Annotated in this window: 23 protein-coding genes; 10 read left to right on the plus strand and 13 right to left on the minus strand. The window is 68.2% G+C overall.

All coding sequences use genetic code 11. The annotated features are described in order from the left end of the window. Positions 1-34: 34 nt before the first annotated feature. The gene (locus tag BRESU_RS16540) at positions 35-2,650 is read left to right on the plus strand and encodes a ligase-associated DNA damage response DEXH box helicase (protein ID WP_013270720.1); all 2,616 of its coding nucleotides are present in this window, start codon (positions 35-37) and stop codon (positions 2,648-2,650) included. After that, entirely contained in the window at positions 2,647-3,390 is a 744-nt protein-coding gene (gene pdeM, locus BRESU_RS16545) for a ligase-associated DNA damage response endonuclease PdeM (protein WP_013270721.1), read from the plus strand. Before BRESU_RS16540 ends, pdeM begins: the two co-directional genes overlap by 4 nt. Here the strand turns inward: pdeM and BRESU_RS17025 are convergent. The 4 genes from BRESU_RS17025 to BRESU_RS16565 all read right to left on the minus strand — a co-directional run bounded on the left by BRESU_RS17025 (position 3,387) and on the right by BRESU_RS16565 (position 8,557). Beyond that, the gene (locus BRESU_RS17025) at positions 3,387-3,803 is read right to left on the minus strand and encodes a DUF3429 domain-containing protein (RefSeq protein WP_013270722.1); all 417 of its coding nucleotides are present in this window, start codon (positions 3,801-3,803) and stop codon (positions 3,387-3,389) included. The genes pdeM and BRESU_RS17025 overlap by 4 nt on opposite strands. After that, positions 3,803-4,612 (minus strand): TIGR02186 family protein, encoded by an 810-nt coding sequence (locus BRESU_RS16555; RefSeq protein ID WP_013270723.1) that lies wholly within the window; start codon positions 4,610-4,612, stop codon positions 3,803-3,805. Before BRESU_RS16555 ends, BRESU_RS17025 begins: the two co-directional genes overlap by 1 nt. Further along, positions 4,609-5,535 (minus strand): sulfite exporter TauE/SafE family protein, encoded by a 927-nt coding sequence (locus BRESU_RS16560; protein ID WP_013270724.1) that lies wholly within the window; start codon positions 5,533-5,535, stop codon positions 4,609-4,611. Before BRESU_RS16560 ends, BRESU_RS16555 begins: the two co-directional genes overlap by 4 nt. A 97-nt stretch (positions 5,536-5,632) precedes the next feature. Next, on the minus strand, positions 5,633-8,557 hold the full coding sequence (locus tag BRESU_RS16565; protein ID WP_245528578.1) for an SEL1-like repeat protein: 2,925 nt from the start codon (positions 8,555-8,557) through the stop codon (positions 5,633-5,635). Between the two features lie 272 nt (positions 8,558-8,829). On the opposite strand from BRESU_RS16565, the gene BRESU_RS16570 reads away from it, so the two are divergent. The 3 genes from BRESU_RS16570 to BRESU_RS16580 all read left to right on the plus strand — a co-directional run bounded on the left by BRESU_RS16570 (position 8,830) and on the right by BRESU_RS16580 (position 9,862). Then, on the plus strand, positions 8,830-9,030 hold the full coding sequence (locus tag BRESU_RS16570; protein ID WP_013270726.1) for a hypothetical protein: 201 nt from the start codon (positions 8,830-8,832) through the stop codon (positions 9,028-9,030). Positions 9,031-9,101: 71 nt separating this feature from the next. Next, positions 9,102-9,605: a pyridoxamine 5'-phosphate oxidase family protein gene (locus BRESU_RS16575; RefSeq protein ID WP_013270727.1), complete on the plus strand. Its 504-nt coding sequence runs from the start codon at positions 9,102-9,104 to the stop codon at positions 9,603-9,605. Between the two features lie 5 nt (positions 9,606-9,610). Further along, complete coding sequence (locus BRESU_RS16580) at positions 9,611-9,862, plus strand: hypothetical protein (RefSeq protein WP_013270728.1); 252 nt, start codon at positions 9,611-9,613, stop codon at positions 9,860-9,862. A gap of 3 nt (positions 9,863-9,865) precedes the next feature. On the opposite strand, the gene argF is transcribed toward BRESU_RS16580, so the two are convergent. The 9 genes from argF to BRESU_RS16625 all read right to left on the minus strand — a co-directional run bounded on the left by argF (position 9,866) and on the right by BRESU_RS16625 (position 19,816). Further along, positions 9,866-10,783 (minus strand): ornithine carbamoyltransferase, encoded by a 918-nt coding sequence (argF, locus tag BRESU_RS16585; RefSeq protein ID WP_013270729.1) that lies wholly within the window; start codon positions 10,781-10,783, stop codon positions 9,866-9,868. Between the two features lie 99 nt (positions 10,784-10,882). Beyond that, a complete protein-coding gene (locus BRESU_RS16590) occupies positions 10,883-11,290 on the minus strand; it encodes a GxxExxY protein (RefSeq protein WP_013270730.1) in 408 nt (135 codons plus the stop codon). A 34-nt stretch (positions 11,291-11,324) separates the two neighbouring features. Then, positions 11,325-12,506 carry an aspartate aminotransferase family protein gene (locus BRESU_RS16595; protein WP_041761741.1) on the minus strand — a complete coding sequence of 394 codons (1,182 nt, stop codon included), beginning with the start codon at positions 12,504-12,506 and terminating at the stop codon, positions 11,325-11,327. A 226-nt stretch (positions 12,507-12,732) separates the two neighbouring features. Beyond that, positions 12,733-13,554, minus strand: coding sequence for an ABC transporter permease (locus tag BRESU_RS16600; protein WP_013270732.1), 822 nt, complete (start codon positions 13,552-13,554; stop codon positions 12,733-12,735). A gap of 49 nt (positions 13,555-13,603) precedes the next feature. Beyond that, entirely contained in the window at positions 13,604-15,001 is a 1,398-nt protein-coding gene (gene lpdA / locus BRESU_RS16605; RefSeq protein ID WP_013270733.1) for a dihydrolipoyl dehydrogenase, read from the minus strand. 22 nt (positions 15,002-15,023) lie between these two features. Beyond that, complete coding sequence (locus BRESU_RS16610) at positions 15,024-15,524, minus strand: hypothetical protein (protein WP_013270734.1); 501 nt, start codon at positions 15,522-15,524, stop codon at positions 15,024-15,026. Between the two features lie 89 nt (positions 15,525-15,613). Then, positions 15,614-17,368 (minus strand): 2-oxo acid dehydrogenase subunit E2, encoded by a 1,755-nt coding sequence (locus tag BRESU_RS16615; RefSeq protein ID WP_013270735.1) that lies wholly within the window; start codon positions 17,366-17,368, stop codon positions 15,614-15,616. Next, complete coding sequence (locus BRESU_RS16620; RefSeq protein ID WP_013270736.1) at positions 17,368-18,498, minus strand: alpha-ketoacid dehydrogenase subunit beta; 1,131 nt, start codon at positions 18,496-18,498, stop codon at positions 17,368-17,370. Before BRESU_RS16620 ends, BRESU_RS16615 begins: the two co-directional genes overlap by 1 nt. Before the next feature lie 85 nt (positions 18,499-18,583). Further along, entirely contained in the window at positions 18,584-19,816 is a 1,233-nt protein-coding gene (locus BRESU_RS16625; protein WP_013270738.1) for a 3-methyl-2-oxobutanoate dehydrogenase (2-methylpropanoyl-transferring) subunit alpha, read from the minus strand. 143 nt (positions 19,817-19,959) lie between these two features. Between BRESU_RS16625 and BRESU_RS16630 the strand changes: the two genes are divergently transcribed. The 5 genes from BRESU_RS16630 to rpsT all read left to right on the plus strand — a co-directional run bounded on the left by BRESU_RS16630 (position 19,960) and on the right by rpsT (position 22,559). After that, a complete protein-coding gene (locus BRESU_RS16630) occupies positions 19,960-20,451 on the plus strand; it encodes an Lrp/AsnC family transcriptional regulator (RefSeq protein ID WP_013270739.1) in 492 nt (163 codons plus the stop codon). Positions 20,452-20,546: 95 nt separating this feature from the next. Further along, positions 20,547-21,014: a DUF2178 domain-containing protein gene (locus BRESU_RS16635; RefSeq protein WP_013270740.1), complete on the plus strand. Its 468-nt coding sequence runs from the start codon at positions 20,547-20,549 to the stop codon at positions 21,012-21,014. Then, on the plus strand, positions 21,011-21,229 hold the full coding sequence (locus tag BRESU_RS16640; RefSeq protein WP_013270741.1) for a helix-turn-helix transcriptional regulator: 219 nt from the start codon (positions 21,011-21,013) through the stop codon (positions 21,227-21,229). The genes BRESU_RS16635 and BRESU_RS16640 overlap by 4 nt, the downstream gene beginning before the upstream one ends. 164 nt (positions 21,230-21,393) lie before the next feature. Continuing rightward, entirely contained in the window at positions 21,394-22,182 is a 789-nt protein-coding gene (locus tag BRESU_RS16645) for an enoyl-CoA hydratase-related protein (RefSeq protein WP_013270742.1), read from the plus strand. Positions 22,183-22,289: 107 nt separating this feature from the next. Further along, on the plus strand, positions 22,290-22,559 hold the full coding sequence (gene rpsT / locus BRESU_RS16650) for a 30S ribosomal protein S20 (protein ID WP_013270743.1): 270 nt from the start codon (positions 22,290-22,292) through the stop codon (positions 22,557-22,559). The last annotated feature ends 208 nt before the right edge of the window (positions 22,560-22,767 follow it).

Here is a 22,767-nt window from a genome sequence, read left to right on the forward strand (position 1 = left end):
GTGAAACGGAACGGGAACATGCTATATCGCGATCGTGACGTCGCCCGCCGCCAGTCTGCCGCCTCTGTTCGCCGACTGGTTCGCCTCTCGCGGATGGAGCCCCCGCAGGCATCAGCTGGAGATGATCGCGGCCGCCGGGGCCGGATCGCATGCCCTGCTGGTCGCCCCGACCGGGGGCGGCAAGACCCTGGCGGGGTTCCTGCCCAGCCTGATCGATCTGGCGGAGCGAGGCCCGCGGCCGGAGTTCGGACCGGGCAGCGGGATTCACACGATCTATGTCTCGCCGCTGAAGGCCCTGACCACCGACGTCGAGCGTAACCTGATGACGCCCATCCGCGAGATCGGGCTGAACATCCACGTCGAGAGCCGCACCGGCGACACCAAGCAATCCAAGAAGCAGCGCCAGCGCGACAACCCGCCGGACATCCTGCTGACCACGCCCGAACAACTGGCGCTGTTCTGTGCCTGGGGCGGGGCGCGGGCGTATTTCGCCGACCTGAAATGCATCGTGCTGGACGAGGTCCACGCCATCTGGTCGGGCAAGCGGGGCGACCTGCTGAACCTCGGCCTCGCCCGGCTGCAGAGCTTTTCGCCGGGGCTCCGCCGGGTGGCCCTGTCAGCGACGATCGACGACCCGAAGCTGATCGCGGAGTGGCTGGCACCTGTTCCTCCCCCATCGGGGGAGGGGGACCGCGCAGCGGTGGAGGGGGCCAGCCCCACACCGGGTGCTGCAGACAAGCCCCCCTCGTCGGCTACGCCGCCACTCCCCCCGATGGGGGAAGATTCAGGCATCGTCATCGTCAAGGGCGACCCCGGCGCCGTGCCGATCATCGACGTTCTGGTGTCCGAGGGCCGCGTGCCCTGGGCGGGGCACACCGGCCAGCATGCGATCCCCGAGGTCTATGCGGCGATCAAACGCTCGGGCCTGTCGCTGATCTTCGTCAACACCCGCTGGCAGTGCGAGTTCGTGTTCCAGCAGCTGTGGGCCATCAACGACGACAACCTGCCCATCGGCCTGCACCACGGCTCGCTGGCCGCCGAGCAGCGCCGCAAGGTCGAGGCCGCCATGGCCCGGGGCGATCTGCGCGCGGTCGTCTGTACCTCGACGCTGGATCTGGGCATCGACTGGGGCGACGTCGACCTCGTCATCCAGATGGCGGCGCCCAAGGGATCGAGCCGTCTCGTCCAGCGCATCGGCCGGGCCAACCACCGGCTGGACGAACCCTCGCGCGCCCTGATGGTGCCCGCCAGCCGGTTCGAGCTGCTGGAATGCCAGGCCGCCAAGGAGGCCGTGGCCGACAACGCCTTCGACTGGGAGCCGCACCACATCGGTACCCTCGATACCCTGGCCCAGCACATCATGGGCGTGGCCTGTTCCGAGCCCTTCGCGCTCGACGCCCTCCATGCCGAGGTGACGGCCTGCGCCCCCTATCGCGACCTGACCTACGAGGCGTTCGAGGAGGTGGTCGATTTCGTCGCTACCGGGGGCTATGCGCTCCGCACCTACGACCGGTTCGCCCGGATCGTGCGCACGCCCGAGGGGCAATGGACGGTCCGCAACCAGCTGATCGCCCAGCGCCACCGGATGAACGTCGGGGCCATCGTGGCGGCGGGAACGCTGAACGTGAAGGTCGCCTCCCGGCGCGGCGGCGCGTCCAAACAGCTGGTCGGGGGGCGCAAGGTCGGCGAGGCCGAGGAGTGGTATTTCGAACAGCTGACACCCGGCGACACCTTCGTCTTCGCCGGCCAGGTCTGGGCGTTTCAGGGCATCAACGGCATGGACGCCCTGGTCACCCACGCCACCGACAAGGACCCCAAGATCCCGTCCTGGGGCGGGGCCCAGTTCCCGCTGGGCACCTCGCTGGCCGCCCGGGTGCGCGACATGATCCAGGACCGCGATCACTGGCGCGTCCTGCCCGTCGACGTGCAGGAATGGCTGGAGCTGCAGGCCGAGCGGTCGATGATCCCCGATGCCGACAGCCTGCTGGTCGAGACCTTTCCGCGCGGCAGCCGCCATTTCATGGTCGCCTATCCGTTCGAAGGACGGCTGGCACACTCGACACTGTGCATGCTGCTGACGCGCCGGCTGGACCGGCTGGGGGTCGGGCCGCTGGGCTTCGTCGTCACCGACTATGCCTTCGCCATCTGGTCGATCAAGCCGATGGACGGTCTGGACTGGGACGCCCTGTTCCAGCCCGACATGCTGGGCGACGACCTCGAGGCGTGGCTGGAGGAGAGCTTCATGATGAAGCGCACCTTCCGCAATTGCGCCCTCGTTTCCGGCTTGATCGAGCGGCGACAGCCGGGGGCCGAAAAGACGGGCCGCCAGGTGACCTTTTCCACGGACCTGATCTACGACGTGCTCCGCCGCCACCAGCCCGATCATTTGCTGCTGAGAACCGCCCGGTCCGACGCCGCATCCGGCCTGCTCGACGTCGCGCGTCTGGGTCAGTTGCTGAGCCGGATCGCCGGGCATATCCGCCATGCGCCACTGGAGCGGGCCTCGCCCTTCTGCGTGCCGGTGCTGGTGATGATCGGACGGGAGCGGGTCGGCGGCGACGCGGCCGACATGATCCTGGAGGCCTCGGCCCAGGACCTGATCGACGAGGTCATGGAAGACGCTCCGCCCGAGTTGCAGGGTGCCGCATGAACGCGGCGCTGCGCGAGACCCTGACCCCGGCGCGACGGCCGTGCGGCTCGCTGTCGGTGCGGGTCATGGGCGAGCTGTGCGTGCTGCGCTGTTCGGGGGCCCTGTGGCTGCCCGCCCATGGCACGCTGGTGGCGGGGGACCTGCATCTGGAGAAAGGCTCGGCGTTCGCCGCGCGCGGCCAGATGCTGCCGCCCTACGACAGCCGCGCGACGCTGGACCGGCTGGAGGCGGAGATCGCCGAGCTGGCCCCCGCGCGGGTCGTGCTGCTCGGCGACAGTTTCCACGACAGCCGCTCGATCGGACGGATGGCGGCCGAAGACCGGACGCGGCTGGATCGGCTGGCCGAGGGTCGCGACTGGGTCTGGCTGGAAGGCAACCACGACCGCAAGGCGCTGACCCAGGCCGATGCGGACGCCGTCTCCCGCCTTCCCGGCCGGGTGGTCGGCGACATGGGGCTGGGCGCGCTGTTCCTGACCCACGAGCCGATGCCAGAGGCCCGGACCGGAGAGGTCGCCGGCCACCTGCACCCCTGCGCGCGGGTGGTGGCCCATGCGCGGACGGTGCGCCGGCCGTGTTTCGTGACCGACGGACGCCGGCTGATCCTGCCCGCCTTCGGGGCCTTCACGGGGGGTCTGAACGTGCTGGACGCCGCCATCGCGGGTCTGTTCGTGGACCGGCCGATGGTGGCGGCTCTGGGCAAGGACCGGGTCCACGCCCTGGCTTGGGCCAGCCTGGTCTAGGGCAGCAGGGCGACCGCGCCCAGGCTGAGCACCGCGCCGGTCGTGGCCACCCAGCGCAGCCGCGCATACCAGTCGCCCGAACCGCGCACGTCCCAGTACAGCATGGCCAGCAACCCGCCGATCAGGACCAGCAGTTGCAGCCGGTCGGGCACGCCCGGCAGGAAGGTCAGCCAGGCCGCGACCGGCGGCAGGTTGCTGAGGACCAGGGTCGCGGGGCGCGGATCGCGCTCGGCCATGCCCTTGCCCCAGCGCGTGCCGGCCAGGAACGACAGGATGATGGCGGCATAGGCGGCCAGCGGCTCGATCCAGCGGCCGCCGTCTTCACGGTCGAACCAGACGGCGGCGGCCCCGGCGACGAACGGGATCAACCCGGCCAGCGTCAGGGCCCATGCGGTCAGCCGCGTACGATCCATCACCCTCTCCTGAAGACCCGGCTGGTGCCATAGCCCATGGCCACCGCGAGCAGCACGCACAGCACCCCGTAGGACCAGGGACGGCGATGGGCGAACTCGTAGACCTCGCGCTCGAAACCGACTTTCTCGACGGTGAGCGTCAGGTTGGAAACCCCCGCGGGTTCGCCGTCCCGGAACAGCCAGACCTGGGCATAGTACTGGCCGGTCGGGGCGGTGGCGGGCAGTTTGACCTCGGCCCGGAACAGGCCCTTGTCGACGAAGGTCACCCCTTCCGGATCGGTGTCGTAGAGGGCCGCGTCCTCCTTCAGCCGGATCACGGCGCGGCGCCAGTCGAGGTAGTCCTCGCCCAGGCGGCTGATGACCACGTCGCGCACGCCGTAGCGGGTGACGGTGCGGCTTTCCTCGGGCGCGTCGATGCGCAGGTGATCGACGCCGACGCCGAGGCGACGCAGCTGTCCGAAGTCGGCGATGTCGCTGAGCGGCCGGGTCGAGGCGGTCATGTAGAAGCCGGGCGCGCCCTCGAACAGGACCGGGCGGCTGTTCAGCCAGACGCCGGTGTTGCGCGTCTTCTTGACCAGCCGGATCGGCGCGTCGGGTCCGCGCACGACGACCACGACGTCGGTCGGATCGTCCGACGGATTGAACACCGCGCCGTACAGCACCAGCGTCGCGCCGCGGAAGCTGGAGTCGACCTTGACCTGGGCATCGGTCAGGGCCGCGGCGACGCGCAGCTCGGTGGCCGTGGCCTCGGACCGTTCCGGGGGCGGCGCCTCGATCGCGGGCGGCGGAGGGGGCAGGGCCTGGATCACCGGTCTGAAATCCCCGGAGCCAGAAGGAAGATGTCGTGCGGCCGCACGAACAGGCTGAGGCCCATCTGCATGCCGACGAACAGGATCAGCAGACCCAGCAGGGCACGCAGCACGTCGGCCCGGAAGCGGCCGGCAAAGCGGGCCCCCAACTGGGCCCCCACGACGCCGCCCGTCAGCAGCAGGGTCGACAGGACGATGTCCACCGTCTGGTTCCGGCCGGCCTGCAGGATGGTGGTGACGGCGGTGGTGATGATGATCTGGAACAGGCTGGTGCCGACGACCACGCTCGCCCGCATCCGCAGCGCATAGAGCATGGCCGGCACCAGGATGAAGCCGCCGCCCACCCCCATGATCGCCGACAGGACGCCCGCGAAGACCCCCAGCCCGAACGGCGGGATGGCGCTGATGTAGAGGCCGGATTTCGGGAACCGGACCTTCCACGGCAGGCCGTAGAGCCACAGCGGACGGCGGCGCTCCTTGTGCGGGGCGACCTCGCCGCGATGGCGACGCAGGATCTCGCTGAGGCTCTCGTACAGCATCAGCAGGCCGATGGCGCCCAGTAGCAGCAGATAGGACAGGGCCACGACCAGATCGGCCTGGCCCAGCAGCCGCAGATAGCGGAACAGCTCGACCCCGCCGATGGCGCCGACGGCTCCCCCCACCGCCATGATGCCGCCCATGCGGTAGTCGACTGCGCCCTGGCCGGAGTAGCGGATCACGCCGGACGTGGAGGAGGCGACGACGTGGCTGGCCTGGCTGGCGACGGCGACGACGGGGGGAATGCCCAGGAAGACCAGCACGGGCGCCATCAGGAAGCCGCCGCCGATCCCGAACAGACCGGACACGAATCCGACCAGCGCGCCCAGCAAGACCAGGAGCGGCCAGTTCACCGAAACCTCGGCGATCGGCAGATAGATCTCCAAAGGGCGGGCCTTCGGCTGGAACAAATAAGCGAGGCGCCGGAAGGCGAGCGCGGGTGTCTTAGCCGGGCGGCCCGTCAAGGGCCACCCGGATCATGCGTCAGGCGAGCGGTTCCAGGGCGAAGGCCTCGGCCTGGGCGCGGGCGGTCTGGCGCTGGGCGGCGGGGATGGTCGGGGCCAGACGGTCGACGGCGGCCTGCGCCTGGGGGTCGCCGGACCGGGCCGCGATCAGGTACCACCGGTAGGCCTGGGCCGGGTTGGGGGCGATGCCCTCGTCGCCGTTCTCGTAGATGCGGGCGACGTTGTACTGGCTGTCGACCAGGCCGCGGTCCGCGGCCTTCTTGAGCCAGTCCAGCGCCTCGGTCCGGTCTCGCGACCCGCCGACGCCGTCGAACAGATACATGCCGTAGGCGTGCATGCCGGCCGGATCGCCGCCCTCTGCAGCCCGACGGGCCCACTGGCGGCTTTCGGCCTGATCGACCGTCAGGCCGGTCGACCCGGTCTGAAAGAGACCCGCCAGCTTCAGCTGGGCCTCGGGATGGCCCAGGTTGGCGGCGCGGGTCAGGGTCTCGACGCCGGCGGGATCGTTGCGGTCCAGCTGTTCCAGCGCCTGGGCGTAGACGGTCTGGGCCTCGGTCGCATCGGCGGGGGCCGCGTCGACCGTGCCGTCGGTGGGCGTGAGGGCGAGCGCGGCGATCGGGGTGGCCTCGGCATTCGACGGGGACAGACCGGTCAGGCGGGCCACGTCGTCGAAGTCGTAGCCGGTGGCGCGGCCGGTCGCCCACAGGCCGCCGACCACGGCCATGCCGGTGACCGAGGCGATGAAGGCTTTCTTGACCGTGCCGTCGCCGCGCTGGGCCTGCTTGTCCAGCCGCTCCTGCAGCTTGGACTTGCCGCCGCGCTTCAGCCCGAGGCCGAAGCTGGCGCGGGGGGCCGGCTCGGCCGGGGAGACGTTCATCGCGGCGCGCGCGGCCTCGATCGTGTCGCGGGTCGAGGCCGAGCGGCCGACGGCGGCGCCGGCGGCCATGGTCGCACGCATGCGGCGCGGATCGACGAACTCGGTCTCGGCCGAATACTCCTCGATACCGTCGTCATAGAGCCGGGCGGGCGCAGGGGCCTCGGCGGCGACCCGGCCCCCGAAGGGTTCGGGCTGGGCCTGAGGCTGGGGCTGGGTCTCGATCTCGGCGATCGCATCCAGGGCGTCCGAGACGTCGGCCCCGCCGAAGCTGCCGAACGGTCCGGCCGTGAAGGAGGCGGGCTCGGCCAGAACCGGCTCCGCCACCTCGACCTCGGGCTCCGCGGGTTCGAACCGACGCGGAAGCGTGTCGAAACTCTCTTCGGGCAGCGCATCCTGCGGGGCCTGGGGGAAGGGTTCCAGATCGGCCGACAGGGGATCGATCGACCAGCCGTCGGCCGGGGCGTCCGAGCCGGAATCGAACCGGTCATCCGGGAAGGCGGCGGCGCGCCAGTCCGGCTGGACGAAATCGGAGGCCGCGGGCGCGACCGGCTCGGGGTCCGGCAGGGGCACGGGCGCGACCGGCTGGGCCAGACGCTGTTCCAGGGTCTCGCGGGCCTCGGCCAGCAGCCGGGCCGTGCGCTCCTCGGACAGGCGCATCCGCTCGGCCAGCTCGCCCGAGGCGCGGTCGTAGCGTTGCTCGATCCGGTCCGAGCCCTCGACCATGCGGCGGCCGATGTCTTCGAGGGCCTGGGCGGACTTGCGTTCCGACTGGGCGATCCGGTCGGCCAGCCGGTCGGAGATGCGGGTGATCTCCACGCCCAGTTTTTCGAGGGCGATCGAATTCTGGTCCTCGGACCGGGTCAGCCGCTGTTCGACGGCCTGGCCGTAGCGTCCCATGTCCTGTTCGATCTTCGCCGAAAGGGTGCGGGTCAGCGCGACTTCCAGCTTCTCCAGCTGCACCTCGCCGACCGTCTCGATGCGATCGACGCGGGTGTCGAGGTTCTGGGCGATGCGCAGGACCTCGCGACCCATGGCCTCGATCCCCTGGGCGGAACGCTGCTCGGCGGCGCGCGCCTGTTCGCCCAGCGACTGGACGGTCGCCTCGATCCGGGACATCCGGCCTTCGCTCTCGGCCGTCTCCAGGCGCCGCATCATCTCGGTGCGGTTGGTCTCGACCTGGCGCGACAGGGTCTCGGCCAGTTTCTCGAAGCGCGCAGCCTCGCGCAGGCCTTCCGGCTCGACGCGGGTCTCGGTCGCACGCAGGCGCTGGTCCAGCCCGGCGAAGGACCGTTCCAGATTGCGCAGGGCCTGCGAGGTCTCGTTCTGCGCCGCGTCGAGGCGCTGGCCGACCTGGCTCAGCAGTTCGGTCCCGGCTCCGGCGCCCGCGGCCTTCTCGACCGCCTCGATGCGCTGGATCAGCGTCTGGCCGTTCGCGCGCTGGCGCTCCTCGATGTCGTAGAGGCGGCTGGTCAGGGCGGCGACGGCGGTGTCGGTCTTGTCGAACCCGTCGAGACGCTGGCGGGCCTCCGTCAGGCCGGTGCGCTGGCGCTCCTCGATGTCGTACAGACGGCCGGCCAGGGTCCCCAGCGCCTGTTCGACCTTGCTCAGGGTCTCGGCGGACTTGGGGCCGACCTCGCGCTCGAAGGCGCGCAGGCGGCGATGGCCTTCCTTCAGCTCGTCGGAGATGTCGTCGATGCGGCGGCCGTACTGGCCCGCCTGCTGGTCCTGGGCCTCCATGCGACGGACGAGGCCGGAGACGGCCTGGTCCACGCCCTGGATGGCGATGGTCGAGCGACGCTCGGCGGCTTCCAGCCGGGCGGCGATGGCGTCGACCGAAGCGGCGACGCGCTGCAGGGTGTCGTCGGGGGCTCCGCGCCACGGACGCGCCTCGGCCTCGTAGGCGTCGTCCAGGCGGCGCGAGCGGCCGCGACGGTCGAAGGTTTCCGAGGCATGGGGACGACGCGGCAGCGGCTGGACGCCGTCATCGTCGTCGCCGTCCTCCATGATCATGGTGTTGAGCCACTCGCCCAGCGTCATGCCGGACCGGCGCGCCAGGTCCTTGGCCACCTCACGCGCTTTCGGGTCGATCCCCTTAACGCTCCAAGGCGCTGCGGCTGCGCTCACTGATTCGGCTCCCGACCCATTGGATCACGCTAATCGCCCATATCCGGGGTGTAAACGTGTGGTTAACCCCAACATCTTGCGGACCCGCCATTCTCCTGTGGACAGCGGTCGCAAGGAGCGATTCTGTCGCCCGATCGTGGTTAACGGGGCGTGAAGATTAACCTCCCGGCAAGGTTTTGCTTGCCGGTCCCGGGGGCTTCCGCCAGAGGACCGCCGTGTCCCTGACCCTCACCCTATGGCTGCTGGCGGCCGCCCTGATCGTCTGCGTCTTCGCGGGATGGCGCGGCGCCCGGCCCAGCGACTTCCTGCGGCCCCGCATGGTCCCGTGGCGGTTCATCATGCTGCTGGCGGGGGCGATGATCTTCCTTTTGCTCGTGCATCTGGGCGCGCTGATGGGCTTCACCCGGCCGTCGTGACGCACCCGGGCTGAGGGAACGGTGTCGCGGCTGGGCGGTTACCGGGACCTGACCACAGCGAGGACCCCACGATGGCCGACGACCACCTGACCGCGACGGATGCCGAACAGGAATTCTGGAAGCACCTGAAGAGCTCCAACACGGGCATGCTGGGCATCGACACGCCCGGGTATCATTCCCAGCCGATGACCGCCTATCGCGAGGAAGAGACCGGGACGATCTGGTTCTTCACCCGCGACGACACTGACCTGGCCCGGGACATCGCCAAGGGCGGCCAGAGCGGCATGTTCACCTACGGCTCAAAGGACCAGGAGGTCTGGGCCTGTTTCCACGGTACCCTGTCCCTGCACCGCGACCAGGCCATCATCGACAAGCACTGGAACCCGATCGTCGCCGCCTGGTACCCGGACGGCAAGGAGGACCCGCACCTGACGCTGATCAAGTTCGATGGCGATGACGGTCGCGTCTGGGTGTCCAAGAAGGGAGCCGCCGGCTTCTTCTTCGAGATCGCCAAGGCCAACCTGACCAAGACCATGCCGAACGTCGGCGGCGTCGCCGACGTCGACCTCGGGTAATCGGGATGGAAGCCATCAAGGCACAGCTTCGGTCGTTCGGCCTGCTGGACTGGGGTATCGTCATCGGTGCCGCCGTCCTGTTCGCCATCATCTTTGATGGCGTGGTGGGCGTCCTGATCGGTCTGGTCGTCGGCTATCTGGTCGTCACCGCCGGGCGCAACGGCGCGCTCGGCGGCTGGCTCCAGGCCAAGCTGAGGCGCGACGAGCGCCGATCCGACGTCCCCCCTGCCCCGACGGCACCGCCGCCGGAACTGTAGGCGTCAGTCCCCGGCGAAACACCAGGCCAGCACGGCCTTCTGGGCATGGATCCGGTTCTCGGCCTCGTCCCAGACCAGCGAGCGAGGACCATCGATCACGGCATCGGTGACCTCCTCGCCCCGGTGGGCGGGGAGGCAGTGCAGGAAGACGGCGTCCGGATCGGCCAGATCCATCAGCGCCTCGTCGACGGTGTAGTTCTCGAAGGCATGCAGACGCGCCTCGTAGTCGCCGTCCCCCATCGACACCCAGGTATCGGTGACGACCACGTCGGCCCCGCGCACGGCGTCCTTCGGATCGCTGGTCAGGGTGACGGCGTTGCCGCCCTTGGCGAGATCGTGAAGGTCCGGATGGTACTCGGCCGGGCAGGCGACGTTCAGGTGAAAGCCCAGCTTCGGGGCCGCGTGCATGAAGCTGTGGCAGACGTTGTTGCCGTCGCCGATCCAGGCGATCGTCTTGCCTTCGATCGGGCCGCGCTGCTCCTCGATCGTCATGATGTCGGCCAGGATCTGGCACGGGTGCGACCGGTCCGTCAGTCCGTTAACCACCGGCACGGTGGCGACGCGGGCGAACCGCTCGACGTCCTCGTGGCTGTTGGCGCGGATCATCACCGCATCGACCATCCGCGACAGCACGCGCGCTGTGTCCTCGACCGGCTCGCCGCGGCCCAGCTGCATGTCGCCGGCGTTGGCGATGATCGAGTCCCCGCCCAGCTGGCGGATCGCCGCGTCGAAGCTGAACCGGGTGCGGGTCGAGTTCTTCTCGAAGATCATCGCCAGGACGCGATCCTTCGCCGGCGCGTCGGCATCGACCCGGCCCCTGGGCCAGCCCTTGCGGGCGGCCTTGCGGGCGTGGGCGTCATCCAGAATGGCGCGAAGCTCGGCAGCCTCCAGGCGGTGGATGTCGAGGAAATGGCGGGTCATGGGCACACAGTCAGAGGCTGGAACAGGTTCATCACAAAGAGCACGAAGGATTCACAAAGGACACGAAGGAAAGACAACGGCCCACCACCGGAGGGCATGTCACAAGACGACGCGCCGCAGGCCATCCTTCAATCGGCTGACATTGAAGTTCACGAGGTATCCAAGCCGAAGGCTTGAGAATTTCAGATAGGTCAAAACTTGAGCGGTATGGATCGACGCGAGAGCGTCGATCGCTTTGATTTCCATGATGACCTTGCGCTCGACAAGCAGATCGAGCCGGAACCCGACATCGAGACGGGCTTCACGATAGCTCAAGGGGATCGCCACCTGGCGCTCCACAGCCAGACCAGCCGCGCGCAGTTCCTCGAACAAGCAGGCCTCGTAGACCGACTCCAGCAACCCGGGCCCGAGGGCGCTGTGCACGGTGAAGGCCGCGTCCATCGCAGCCTTGCCGACACGGTTCACCTCTGCGGAAATCGCTTCAGCGTCTTCGTGCCCTTCGTGCATCCCTTTGTGCTCTTTGTGATGAACCCCTTCCGACCTACGCCGCCGCCTTAGCCTTCGATCGCGCGGACTCGCAGGTCCGCTCCAGCTTCTCGATCGCCTCGCGCGCCTCATCCAGCGTCAGGTTCAGCGGCGGCAGCATGCGCACGCAGTTGTCGCCACCGCCGGCGATCAGCAGGTGCTGCTCGTCGCGCGCCCAGCCCATGAACTCGCGATTGTTGGGGACCAGCTTCAGCCCGATCAGCAGACCCTTGCCGCGCACGTCCTCGATCACATCGGGGAAGCGCTCCTTCAGGCCGTGCAGCTGCTGCTTCAGATAGCCCGCGATCTCGTTGACGTTGCCCAGGATCGCGTCGGAGTTGATGGCGTTGAACGCCGCCAGGCCGACGGCCATGGCCAGGGGGTTGCCGCCGAAGGTCGAACCGTGCGCCCCCACGGTCATCCCCTTGGCCGCCTCGGTGGTGGCCAGACAGGCCCCGATCGGGAAGCCGCCGCCCAGGGCCTTGGCCACGGCCATGATGTCAGGGGCCATGCCGGCCCATTCGTGGGCCCACAGCTTGCCCGACCGGCCCATGCCGCACTGGACCTCGTCGAAGATGATCAGGACGCCATGCTGGTCGCACAGCTCACGCAGGCCGCGCAGGCAGACGTCGGGCATGGCGCGGCAGCCGCCCTCGCCCTGAACCGGCTCGACGATGATGGCGGCGCAGTTCGGCTCGGCGATCGCGGCCTTCAGCGCCTCGTGGTCGCCCCACTTCAGCTGGTGAAAGCCCTGCATCTTGGGCCCGAAGCCCTCGGTATAGCTGGGGTTGGCCGCCGCGTTGATGGCCCCGTAGGTCCGGCCGTGGAAGGCCCCGTCGAAGCCGTAGATGTCGATGCGTTCCGGCTGGCCGTTGGCGGCATGGTATTTCCGCGCCGTCTTCAGCGCGCATTCGACCGCTTCGGTGCCCGAGTTGGTGAAGAAGACCACGTCCGCGAAGCTGGACTCGGTCAGCCGGTCGGCCAGTTCCTCCTGGCCCGGAATCTTGAAGATGTTGGACACGTGCCACAGCTTCTCGGCCTGTTCCTTGACCGCCTCGATCAGCACGGGATGGGCGTGGCCCAGCCCGTTGGTCGAGATGCCCTGGACGCAGTCCAGATATTCGGTCCCGTCCGTCGCCCACAGACGCGCGCCTCGCCCGCGATCCACTTCCAGCGGCGCGCGATTGTAGACACCCATCAAATGACCGGACACGGACGACCCTCCAAAAGAAACGAAGCCCCGGCGCGGGTGCGACGGGACTTTTTCAGGAGCGGAGGTTGTCGGACGGGGACGGGGGAGTGTCAACACCGGGCCACGAGGGATTAGGCAGTAGGCAGTAGGCAAGAGGTCACTTCAGGCCAGCATCATGCTCGACGCGTCGGGAGGCTGCAGACGCAGCGCCCCTACTGCCTACTGCCTCGCTTCAGCTTTTCAGCCGCCAGCCGGACCGGAACACCAGCCAGCAGGCCACGGCCATCACGACCGTCAGCACCGCGCTCATCAGCACCCCGACCCACAGGCTGCCCTCGGCGTGGCCGATGAAGCCGTAGCGGAAGCCGTCGATCAGATAGAAGAAGGGGTTCCAGTGGCTGATGGTGGCGAAGGGCTCGGGCAGGTTCTCGACCAGATAGAAGGTGCCCGACAGGAAGGTCATGGGCATGACCACGAAGTTCTGGACTGCCGACAGATGGTCGAACTTCTCGGACCATAGCCCGGCCAGCACCCCGACCATCCCCATGAGCAGGGACGCGATCAGGCCGAACCAGACGATGGCGGCGAGGTTGTAAAAGCCCAGCTGCGCGAACGGCAGGACGCAGATCGCCGTCACCAGCCCGACCGCCAGCCCGCGCGTCGCCGCGCCCAGCGAAAAGCCGATGGTCAGCTCCAGCGGGCTGAGCGGCGGTGTGAGGAAGTCGGTCGAGGTGCCCATGATCTTGGCCTGGATCAGGCTGGACGAGGCATTGGCGAAGGCGTTGTTCAGCATCGCCATCATGATCAGGCCAGGGGCCACGAACTCGGCGAAGGGCGTGCCGTGCAGCGGCGGCCGCGCGCCCTTCAGCGCCACCACGAAGACCAGCATATAGAGCAGGGTCGTGACCACCGGCGCGGCGACCGTCTGGGCCCCCACCTTCCAGAAGCGGCGGACCTCGCGCAGATACAGGGTCTGCACCCCGATCCAGTTCACCCCCGCATAGTGGCGCGGCGTCGGCAGGCCGCTGGGGCGGGTGGAGGCGAGATCGGTCATGGGCGCTCAGATGCGCGGGCGGGGCATGAAGCGCAAGGCCCGCTTGCCCTCAGATATGGATCGCGTGTCCCAGCGCCCGCAGCGACGCCTCGTGGAAGGCCTCGCCGAGCGTGGGGTGGACGTGGATCACGCCCGCTACGTCTTCCAGCACCGCCCCCATCTCCAGCATCTGGGCGAAGCTGTTGGACAGTTCGGCGACGTGCTGGCCGACGGCCTGGACGCCCAGCAGCCGGTGATCGGACTTCGACGCCAGCACCCGCACGAAGCCGCCGTCCTCGCCCGCCTCGATGGCGAGCGCCCGGCCGATGGCGGCCAGCGGGAAGACGGCGGTGATCACGTCGTCCCGGCCCGCGACATCGAGCGGCCCCAGGCCCGCCGAGACGATCTCCGGCTCGGTGAAGCAGACGGCGGCGATGGTGACGGGGTCGAAGCGCTTGTCGTGACCGGCGATGATCTCGGCGACCACCTCGCCCTGGGCCGAGCCCTTGTGCGCCAGCATGGGTTCGCCGGTCAGGTCGCCGACGGCCCAGACATTCCGCATCGAGGTGGCGCAGCGGTCGTCCACCTTCACGAACGGACCGGCCATGGCGACGCCCATGTTTTCCAGACCCCAGCCCTGGGTGCGCGGCCGGCGCCCGACCGTGACCAGCACCTTGTCCGCGTCCAGCTGCAGCGGCTCGCCGTCCTTGGTCGTGATCGACAGCTTTCCGTCCCCGAACCCGCCGGCGCGGGCCCCGAGATGCAGCTCCACGCCGTGGTCGGTCAGCCACTTCATGACCGGGTCGGTCAGGGCCTTGTCGTAGAGCGGCAGGATGCGGTCCGCCATCTCGACGATGGCGACCTGGGCCCCCAGCTTGCGATAGGCGATCCCGAGTTCCAGCCCGATATAGCCCCCGCCGACCACGACGAGCCGGTTCGGCACGGCGTCCAGCGACAGGGCCTCGGTCGAGGAGATGACGTCGCCCCCGAACGGCAGGAAGGGCAGTTCGACCGGCTCGGACCCCGTGGCGAGGATGACGTGCTCGGCCGAGATGGTGACCGGGCCGTCGGCGGTCTCGACGCGGCAGGTCTTGGCGTCCTCGAAGGTCGCCCAGCCCTTGATGACCTTGACCTTGGCCTTCTTCAGCAGGGCGGCGACGCCCGCGTTCAGCTTGCGGACGATGCCGTCCTTCCAGGCCACGGTCTGGCCCAGATCGATGGCCGGAGAGGATGCCGTGATGCCCAGGGTGCCGTCACCGGCCGCCTTGGCCACCGTCTCGAACTTGCCCGCCGCATGGATGATGGCCTTGGACGGGATACAGCCGACGTTCAGGCAGGTCCCGCCCAGGCCGTCCCCGCCATCGACCAGCACGGTGTCCAGCCCCAGCTGGCCGCAGCGGATGCCGGCGACATAGCCGCCGGTGCCGGCGCCGATGATCAGGACTTTGGTCTTCAGGGTCTGGGTCATGCGTCGATGGTACTCGGAAGGATCAGGGCTGAATTTCGGCGACCAGCTCGAGGATGGTGCGGAACAGGGCGTCGCCCTGCTGGAGGGGTTCGACGGTCGCGGTCGTCCCGTCGCGCAGGCGGGAGGCGTCGTCCGGGACCAGGGCGACGGCCAGGGCGCCGACCTCGGGCGTCCAGCCGATCGAGCAGAAGGGGGCCTTGTTCCAGGCGATGCGGAACGGTCCGGTGACGACGTCCTCGCCCTTGATGATCCAGGCCGGCTCCAGCATGGCGAAGCCGAAGGCCTCGCAGCCGCGCTCGCCGGGATCGCCCTGCATGACGGCGCCGGCCGCCACGCGCGCCCGGGCGGCGGCGAGACAGTCCGCCGGATCGGACCGTTCGACCGAGACGACCCGGCCGACGAAGGCGGCCCGCGCCATCGCGGTTTCGTAGGAGGCGTTGGGGGGCGGTGGCAGGCAGGCCCAGGCCGGGGCGGCCCCCAGCAGGGTGGCGGCGGTCACGGCGGTGGTCAGCAGGCGGTTCATGGCGCTCTCTCCTCGCAGATCAGAGGTCCATGAACGCCGGATCGCGACACGGCGCAATCGACGGTCCCTGACGATCCGGCCACGACGGCCTAGCCCATCCACAGCGTCGCGGGATGCTCCAGCAGGCCCTTGATCCGCTGCACGAAGACCGCCGCGTCGTGGCCGTCGACGATACGGTGATCGAAGCTGGACGACAGGTTCATCATCTTGCGCACGACCATCTGGCCGTTCCGGACCACCACCCGCTCCTCGATCTTGTTCGGGCCGATGATGGCGACCTCGGGGTGGTTGATGATCGGGGTGTGGACCACACCGCCCAGGGTGCCCAGCGAGGTGATGGTGATGGTCGAGCCCGAAAGCTCCTCGCGCTTGGCCGAGCCGTCCTTGGCCGCGCCGCTGACCCGGGCGATCTCCAGCGCCGTGTCATAGGGGTCGCGGGCCTCGGCGTGGCGGACCACGGGCACCATCAGGCCGTTCGGCGTCTGGGCGGCGATGCCCAGGTGGACGGCGGCATGGGTCGTCAGCACCCCGGCCTCGTCGTCATAGTGGCTGTTGATCGCCGGCTGGTCGCGCAGGGCCACGACGATGGCCCGGGCGATGAAGGGCAGCAGGTTGAGCTTGGGCTTGCCGCTGCTCTTGCCCTGGGCGTTCAGATGGGCCCGGAGGTCTTCCAGCGCCGTGACGTCGATCTCCTCCACATAGGTGATGTGGGGAATGCGCCGGACGCTCTCGGCCATCTTCTCCGCGATCTTGCGGCGCAGGCCGATGATGCGGGTCTCGGTCGTCCCTTCGGCTCTGGCATAGGTCGAGGTCGGCGATGCTCCGTGTTCGGACGGTCCGCGCGCGCCATGGGTGACGAAGGCATCCAGATCGCCGTGCTCGATGCGTCCGGCGGGGCCGGATCCGGGCACGAACTGCAGTTCCAGACCCAGTTCGCGGGCGCGCTTGCGCACGGCCGGCGAGGCCAGGGGGCGGACGCCAGGGGTCTGGGCCGTGCGGGCGACGGGCGCGGATGCGGGGGTCTTTGCGGACCCCGTCTCCAATGTCGTCGAAGTCTTCGTCGGCGTCTTCGAAATCGTCGCCGGCGCCGTCACCGAATTCCCCGTCGCCTTCGGCGCGGCCAGGACGGGGGCCGGGGCGACCACATTGCCGGCCCCCTCGACGTCGAAACTGACCAGCGGTCCGCCGACCGGCACCTGCTGGCCGGCCGCACCGTGCAGGGCGGCGACGGTGCCGGCCACCGGCGACGTCAGCTCGACGGTCGCCTTGTCGGTCATGACCTCGGCCAGCAGCTGGTCTTCCTCGACCGCGTCGCCGACCGCGACGTGCCAGGTGACCAGCTCGGCCTCGGCGGTGCCCTCGCCCACGTCGGGCAGCTTGAAGACGTAGTTGCCGGTTTGGGCCGGTGCGGCGGCCGAGAGCCCCTCCACCGCTTCGCGGTCCCCCTCCCCACTGACGTGGGGAGGAGACGCGGACGCATCCGTCTCCTCCCCGTCGCGGAGCGATGGGGTATCGGAGGATCGTATACGATCCTCACGATGGGCATCGCCGGCTTGGGCGATGACGGAGGGGTTCTGGGCCACGGACTCGCTGTTGCCCGCGCCCTCGACCTCGAACTCCACCAGGGCCGAGCCGACCGGCGACATCACGCCGGGCTCGCCGTGCAGGGCCGTGACGACCCCGGACACGGGCGAGGTCAGCTCGACCGTCGCCTTGTCCGTCATGATGTCGGCGAGGATCTGGTCCTCCTCGACCCGGTCCCCGACCTTGACGTGCCAGCCGACCAGTTCGGCCTCGGCGGTGCCTTCGCCCACGTCGGGCAGTTTGAAGACGTAGCGGCCCATCAGCGGGATCCTCCCGTCATGACGGATTTCAGGGCGGTGGCGACCCGTTCCGGCCCGGGGAAATACTCCCATTCGAAGGCGTGGGGATACGGCGTATCCCAGCCCGCGACGCGGCCGATCGGGGCCTCGAGATGATAGAAGCAGCGCTCCTGCACCAGGGCCGACAGCTCTGCGCCGTAGCCGGAGGTTTTCGGCGCTTCGTGGACGATGACGCAGCGGCCGGTCTTCTTCACGCTCGCCTCGATGGTCTCGATGTCGAGCGGAACCAGGGTGCGCAGGTCGATGACCTCGGCGTCCACGCCGGCATGCTCGGCCCCGGCCAGGCTGACCCAGACCATGGTGCCGTAGCACAGGATGGTGACGTCGCTGCCTTCGCGGACCACCGACGCCTTGCCCAGCGGCACGGTGTATTTGCCGGTCGGGACCTGGGCCAGGTCCTGGGCCTTCCACGGGCTGACAGGGTTCTTGTGCCAGCCGTCGAAGGGGCCGTTGTAGAGCCGCTTGGGCTCCAGGAAGATGACCGGATCGTCGTCCTCGATCGCCGCGGTCAGCAGACCCTTGGCGTCATAGGGGTTGGACGGAATGACGACCTTCAGGCCCGCGATATGGGTGAACAGGCTCTCGGGGGACTGCGAGTGGGTCTGGCCGCCGAAGATGCCGCCGCCATAGGGACTGCGCACCACGATCGGCGAGGTGAACTGCCCCCCCGAGCGATAGCGCATCTTGGCCGCCTCGGAGACGATCTGGTCGTAGGCCGGATAGATGTAGTCGGCGAACTGGATCTCCACGACCGGACGCAGGCCATAGGCCCCCATGCCGATGGCGGCGGCGACCAGACCGCATTCGCTGATCGGTGTGTCGAAGCTGCGCGTCAGGCCATGGGTCTGTTGAAGCTGGTCGGTGACGCGGAACACGCCGCCGAAATAGCCCGCGTCCTCGCCGAAGCTCAGCACATCGGGGTCCTCGGCCATCTGGACGTGCAGGGCGGAGTTCAGCGCCTGGATCATGTTCATGGGCACGACGGCCGCCGTGTCCGGGGCCACCGAGGCGGGCTGGTCCGCGCCGGCGGAGGCCATGTCGGGCTCGATGCCGTCATGCTGATCGGCGTCGGTAAAGGTCTGTTCGCTCATCGGATCACCAGAAGGCCGACAATCGCCGTGAAGGGGATCAGCGCCACCGCACAATAAAAGGCGATCATTCGCAGTCGATCGCGGCTCATACGCCCACCTCCCGGCGCTGTTCGGTCAGGCGCCAGTCCTCTGTGGCGAAGACCTCCTCGAACATCGTCTTCACGCTGGGCCGCGACTGGCCGAGCGTGCCGATGGCCTCGGATTCCTTGCCCGCCGCGCGGACCTGGGCGACGGCGTCGGCCTCGGCTTCGGCCTGGGCCTCGTCGGACCATTCGCCCAGGGCGATCAGGTGCTGCTTCAGGCGCGCGACCGGATCGCCGAGCGGCCATTGGTCGTGCTCGTCCCCGGGGCGATAGCGGCTGGGGTCGTCGGACGTGGAGTGCGGCGCGCCGCGGTAGGTGAACAGTTCGATCACCGTCGCGCCCTGGTTCGACCTTGCGCGCTCTTCCGCCCATTGCGTCGCGGCCCAGACGGCGAGGAAGTCGTTGCCGTCGACCCGCAGCGCCGGCAGCCCGTAGCCGATGGCCTTGGACGCGAAGGTGGTCTCGAGCCCCCCCGCGATGCCCATGAAGGACGAGATGGCCCACTGGTTGTTGACGACGTTCAGGATGACCGGCGCGCGATAGACGCTGGCGAAGGTCAGGGCATTGTGGAAATCGCCTTCCGCCGTCGCTCCGTCGCCGATCCAGGCGATGGCGATCTTGTCGTCGCCCTTGTAGGCGCTGGCCATGGCCCAGCCGACGGCCTGGGGCACCTGGGTGCCGAGGTTGCCCGAGATGGTGAAGAAGCCATAGTCCTTGGCCGAATACATGATCGGCAGCTGCCGGCCTTTGATCGGGTCCGCGGCGTTGGAATAGATCTGGTTCATCATCTCGACGAGCGGATAACCGCGCGCGATCAGAAGCCCCTGCTGGCGATAGGTGGGAAAGCCCATGTCCTCGCGCGACAGGATCATGCCCTGGGCGACCGCGATGGCCTCCTCGCCGGTGCACTTCATATAGAAGCTGGTCTTGCCCTGGCGGTGGGCGCGATGCATCCGGTCGTCGAAGGCCCGGGTCAGGATCATCGCCTTCAGACCCTTCTTCAGGGTCTCGGCATCCAGACGCGGGTTCCACGGGCCGACGGCATTGCCCTCATCGTCCAGCACGCGAACCAGCCGGAACGCGAGATCCAGCATCTGCACCGGCCGGGCGTCGACGGGCGGCCGGTCCACGGCCCCGGCCGCGTCGAGTTTCAGGTGACTGAAATCCGGCGCATCGCCCGGTCGCCCAGAGGGCTCCGGCACGCGCAGGGAAAGCGGCTTGGTATTCCTGGTCATTCCATCCTGCCGTTCGGTTTGTCCGACCGCACTCGTTTGCGGCTGGATAGCATGGGCACAAAATCAAGGCTCGCCTATTTTCGCCTTGCGTCAAGCAGTTTTGGGGTTATTTATTGCGCAATAACGATAAATGGAGAAACGCATTGGCGGACGAACTGGATCCCATCGACGCTCGAATTCTCGACATTCTGCAACAGGACGCCGGATTGTCCGTCGCGGATGTGGCCGAGCGGGTGGGCCTGTCGGCTTCGCCATGCTGGCGCCGGATCAAGAGACTGGAGGATAGCGGCCTCATCCGCAAGCGGGTGACCCTTCTCGATGCCGCCCTGCTCGGCCTGGACTTCGAGGTCTATGCCATCGTCAAGCTGATGCTGCCGTCCCGCGAAAACCTCGACATCTTCGAAGCGGCCGTGGCCAACTGGCCCGAGGTCGTCCAGTGCGCGACCATCACCGGCCGCGAGGACTATGTCCTGCGCATCATCACCTCCGACATGCACGCCTTCGACAAGTTCCTGCGCGACAAGCTGCTGACGCTCGGCATCGTGTCGGACTGCGAGAGCCACATCGTCACGCGCGGCGTGAAGAATGTGACCACCCTGCCGCTCGGCATCATCACCCCCCACGTCAGCCACTGATGTCGGCTTAATCGGACACAATGTAAAAAATACTGGACACGGTGTCTGATCTGTAGGACACAGCGCTCGTCGCACCCTTGTGACGGGAGGTCGCCGTGTCGTTTCGCGAAAAGCATCTGTGGATCACCATCTTCGCCACCGTGGTGGTGTGGGCGGTCTATTTCCGCGAGCTGGTGGACCGGCTGATGCATGGATGGATCGACGATCCCCGCTTCGCCATGGTCATGGGCGTCGGCTTTGCCGGGGCGCTGTTCGTGCTGGTCGTGATCGAGGTGGTCCTGACCCTGTTCGCCACCTTCACCACGCCCAAGGTCGATCGCGAGACGAAGGACGAGCGCGAGATGCTCGCCGCCTACAAGGCCAGCCATATCTCGCTGATGCTGCTGATCGCCCTGGTGATCAGCCTGGGCATCCTGCTGTGGTTCAACGGCCTGTTCCGCTACGCCCTGTTCAACGGGCCCGGGGCCATGGTCGTGCTGGCCAATGTGATGGTGGCCTGTGTGGTCGTGTCGGAGCTGACGCGGTTCTCCTTCACACTGTATCTGCTGAGGCGCGGCCGGTGACCAAGGGCCCGCCACCGATCCGCAACCGGATCCGGGAACTGCGTTTCCACGCCGGCGAGATGACCCAGGCCGACCTCGCTGCCCGGATCGGCATGACGCGTCAGACGATCGTGGCCATGGAACAGGGCAAATACTCGCCCAGCCTCGAGGCCGCCTTCCGCATCGCCGCCGTCTTCGGGGTGGAGATCACCGCGGTGTTCCAGTGGGACGGGTGACGACCGGTTCTGACGTAGCCCTGCCCTAGAGTGGCGTTCGGGCGTTCAGCGTTCAGGTCGCCTGCCCGAACGGGTCGGACGGGTCGAACGGGTCGACCGGGTCGGACTATGTTTTTTCGACCGGGCGCTTGGTAAGTCGTCGCCCCGTGAATGGAGAGAGACTGATGGCCGACACCTATGCCAACCTGCTGATCGAGCGCCACGCCGACGGCTATGCGGTCGTGACCCTGAACCGGCCCGAGGCGCTGAACGCCCTGAACTCGGCCCTGTTCGCCGATCTGGCGGCCTTTCTGGACGCGGTGGAGCAGGACGACACCGTCCGCTGCCTGATCCTGACCGGGTCGGGCGAAAAGGCCTTCGCGGCCGGTGCCGACATCAAGGAGATGGCCGACCAGTCCTATTCCCAGATGTACACGGGCAACTATTTCGCGCTCGGCCATGACCGGATCACGCGCTTCAGGAAGCCGATCATCGCGGCCGTGAACGGCTTCGCCCTCGGCGGCGGCTGCGAACTGGCCATGCTGTGCGATTTCATCGTGGCCTCGGACAAGGCGAAATTCGGCCAGCCGGAGATCAACCTAGGTGTCGCCCCCGGCATCGGCGGCTCCCAGCGGCTGACCCGCCTGGTCGGCAAGGCCAAGGCCATGGACATGGTCCTGACCGCCCGGATGATGGACGCGGCCGAAGCCGAACGGGCCGGCCTGGCGTCGCGTGTCTTCCCGCACGAGACCCTGATGGACGAGGTCCGCAAGATCGCCGCGAAGATCGCCTCCCAGAGCCCCCTGGCCGTCATGGCCAACAAGGAGATGGTCAACGCCGCCCTGGAGACGACCCTGACGCAGGGCGTTCAGTTCGAGCGCCGCCTGTTCCACAGCCTGTTCGCCTTCGAGGACCAGAAGGAAGGCATGGCCGCCTTCGTCGAGAAGCGGAAGCCCGAATTCAAGGGGCGGTAGACTCTTCGTTGACCCCACAGTCCCCTTCCGCTATAGCCGCCCGCTCTTGAAGATTTCCGCGCCGTGGACGTGTGCTCCGCGGCGTTTTCCGTTCGAAGGTTCTGACGATGGCCAACAATCCCGGCGCCAAGAAAGCGATCCGCAAGATCGCCGCGCGTACCGAAGTGAACAAGTCGCGCCGCACCCGCGTCCGCACCTTCCTGCGCAAGTTTCAGGAAGCCGTGACGGGTGGCGACGCCGAAGCCGCCAAGGGCGCTTTCGTCGAGGCCCAGTCCGAGCTGATGCGCGCCGTGACCAAGGGCGTGGTTCACAAGAATACGGGCTCGCGCAAGGTGTCCCGCCTGCACGCGCAGCTGAAGAAAATGTCGGCTGCCTGAGGCTCTAGGCGCCTCTACCTAGCGCGACGATTTTCCGGATCGTCACGCCTCCGTCATCTAAATATCCAGCGATTTCAACGGCGAATAAGCACCTGCTTATTCGCCGTTTCGCCGTGTGCGGATAAGTCTTCACTGGGGAATCGCCGCTCGCGGAACAGGGGAAATCGCCTTTTTCCTAAGCGGGATTTACCTTTAGCGGAGTCAAACA

Source organism: Brevundimonas subvibrioides ATCC 15264, from assembly GCF_000144605.1.
Taxonomy (GTDB): Bacteria; Pseudomonadota; Alphaproteobacteria; order Caulobacterales; family Caulobacteraceae; genus Brevundimonas; species Brevundimonas subvibrioides.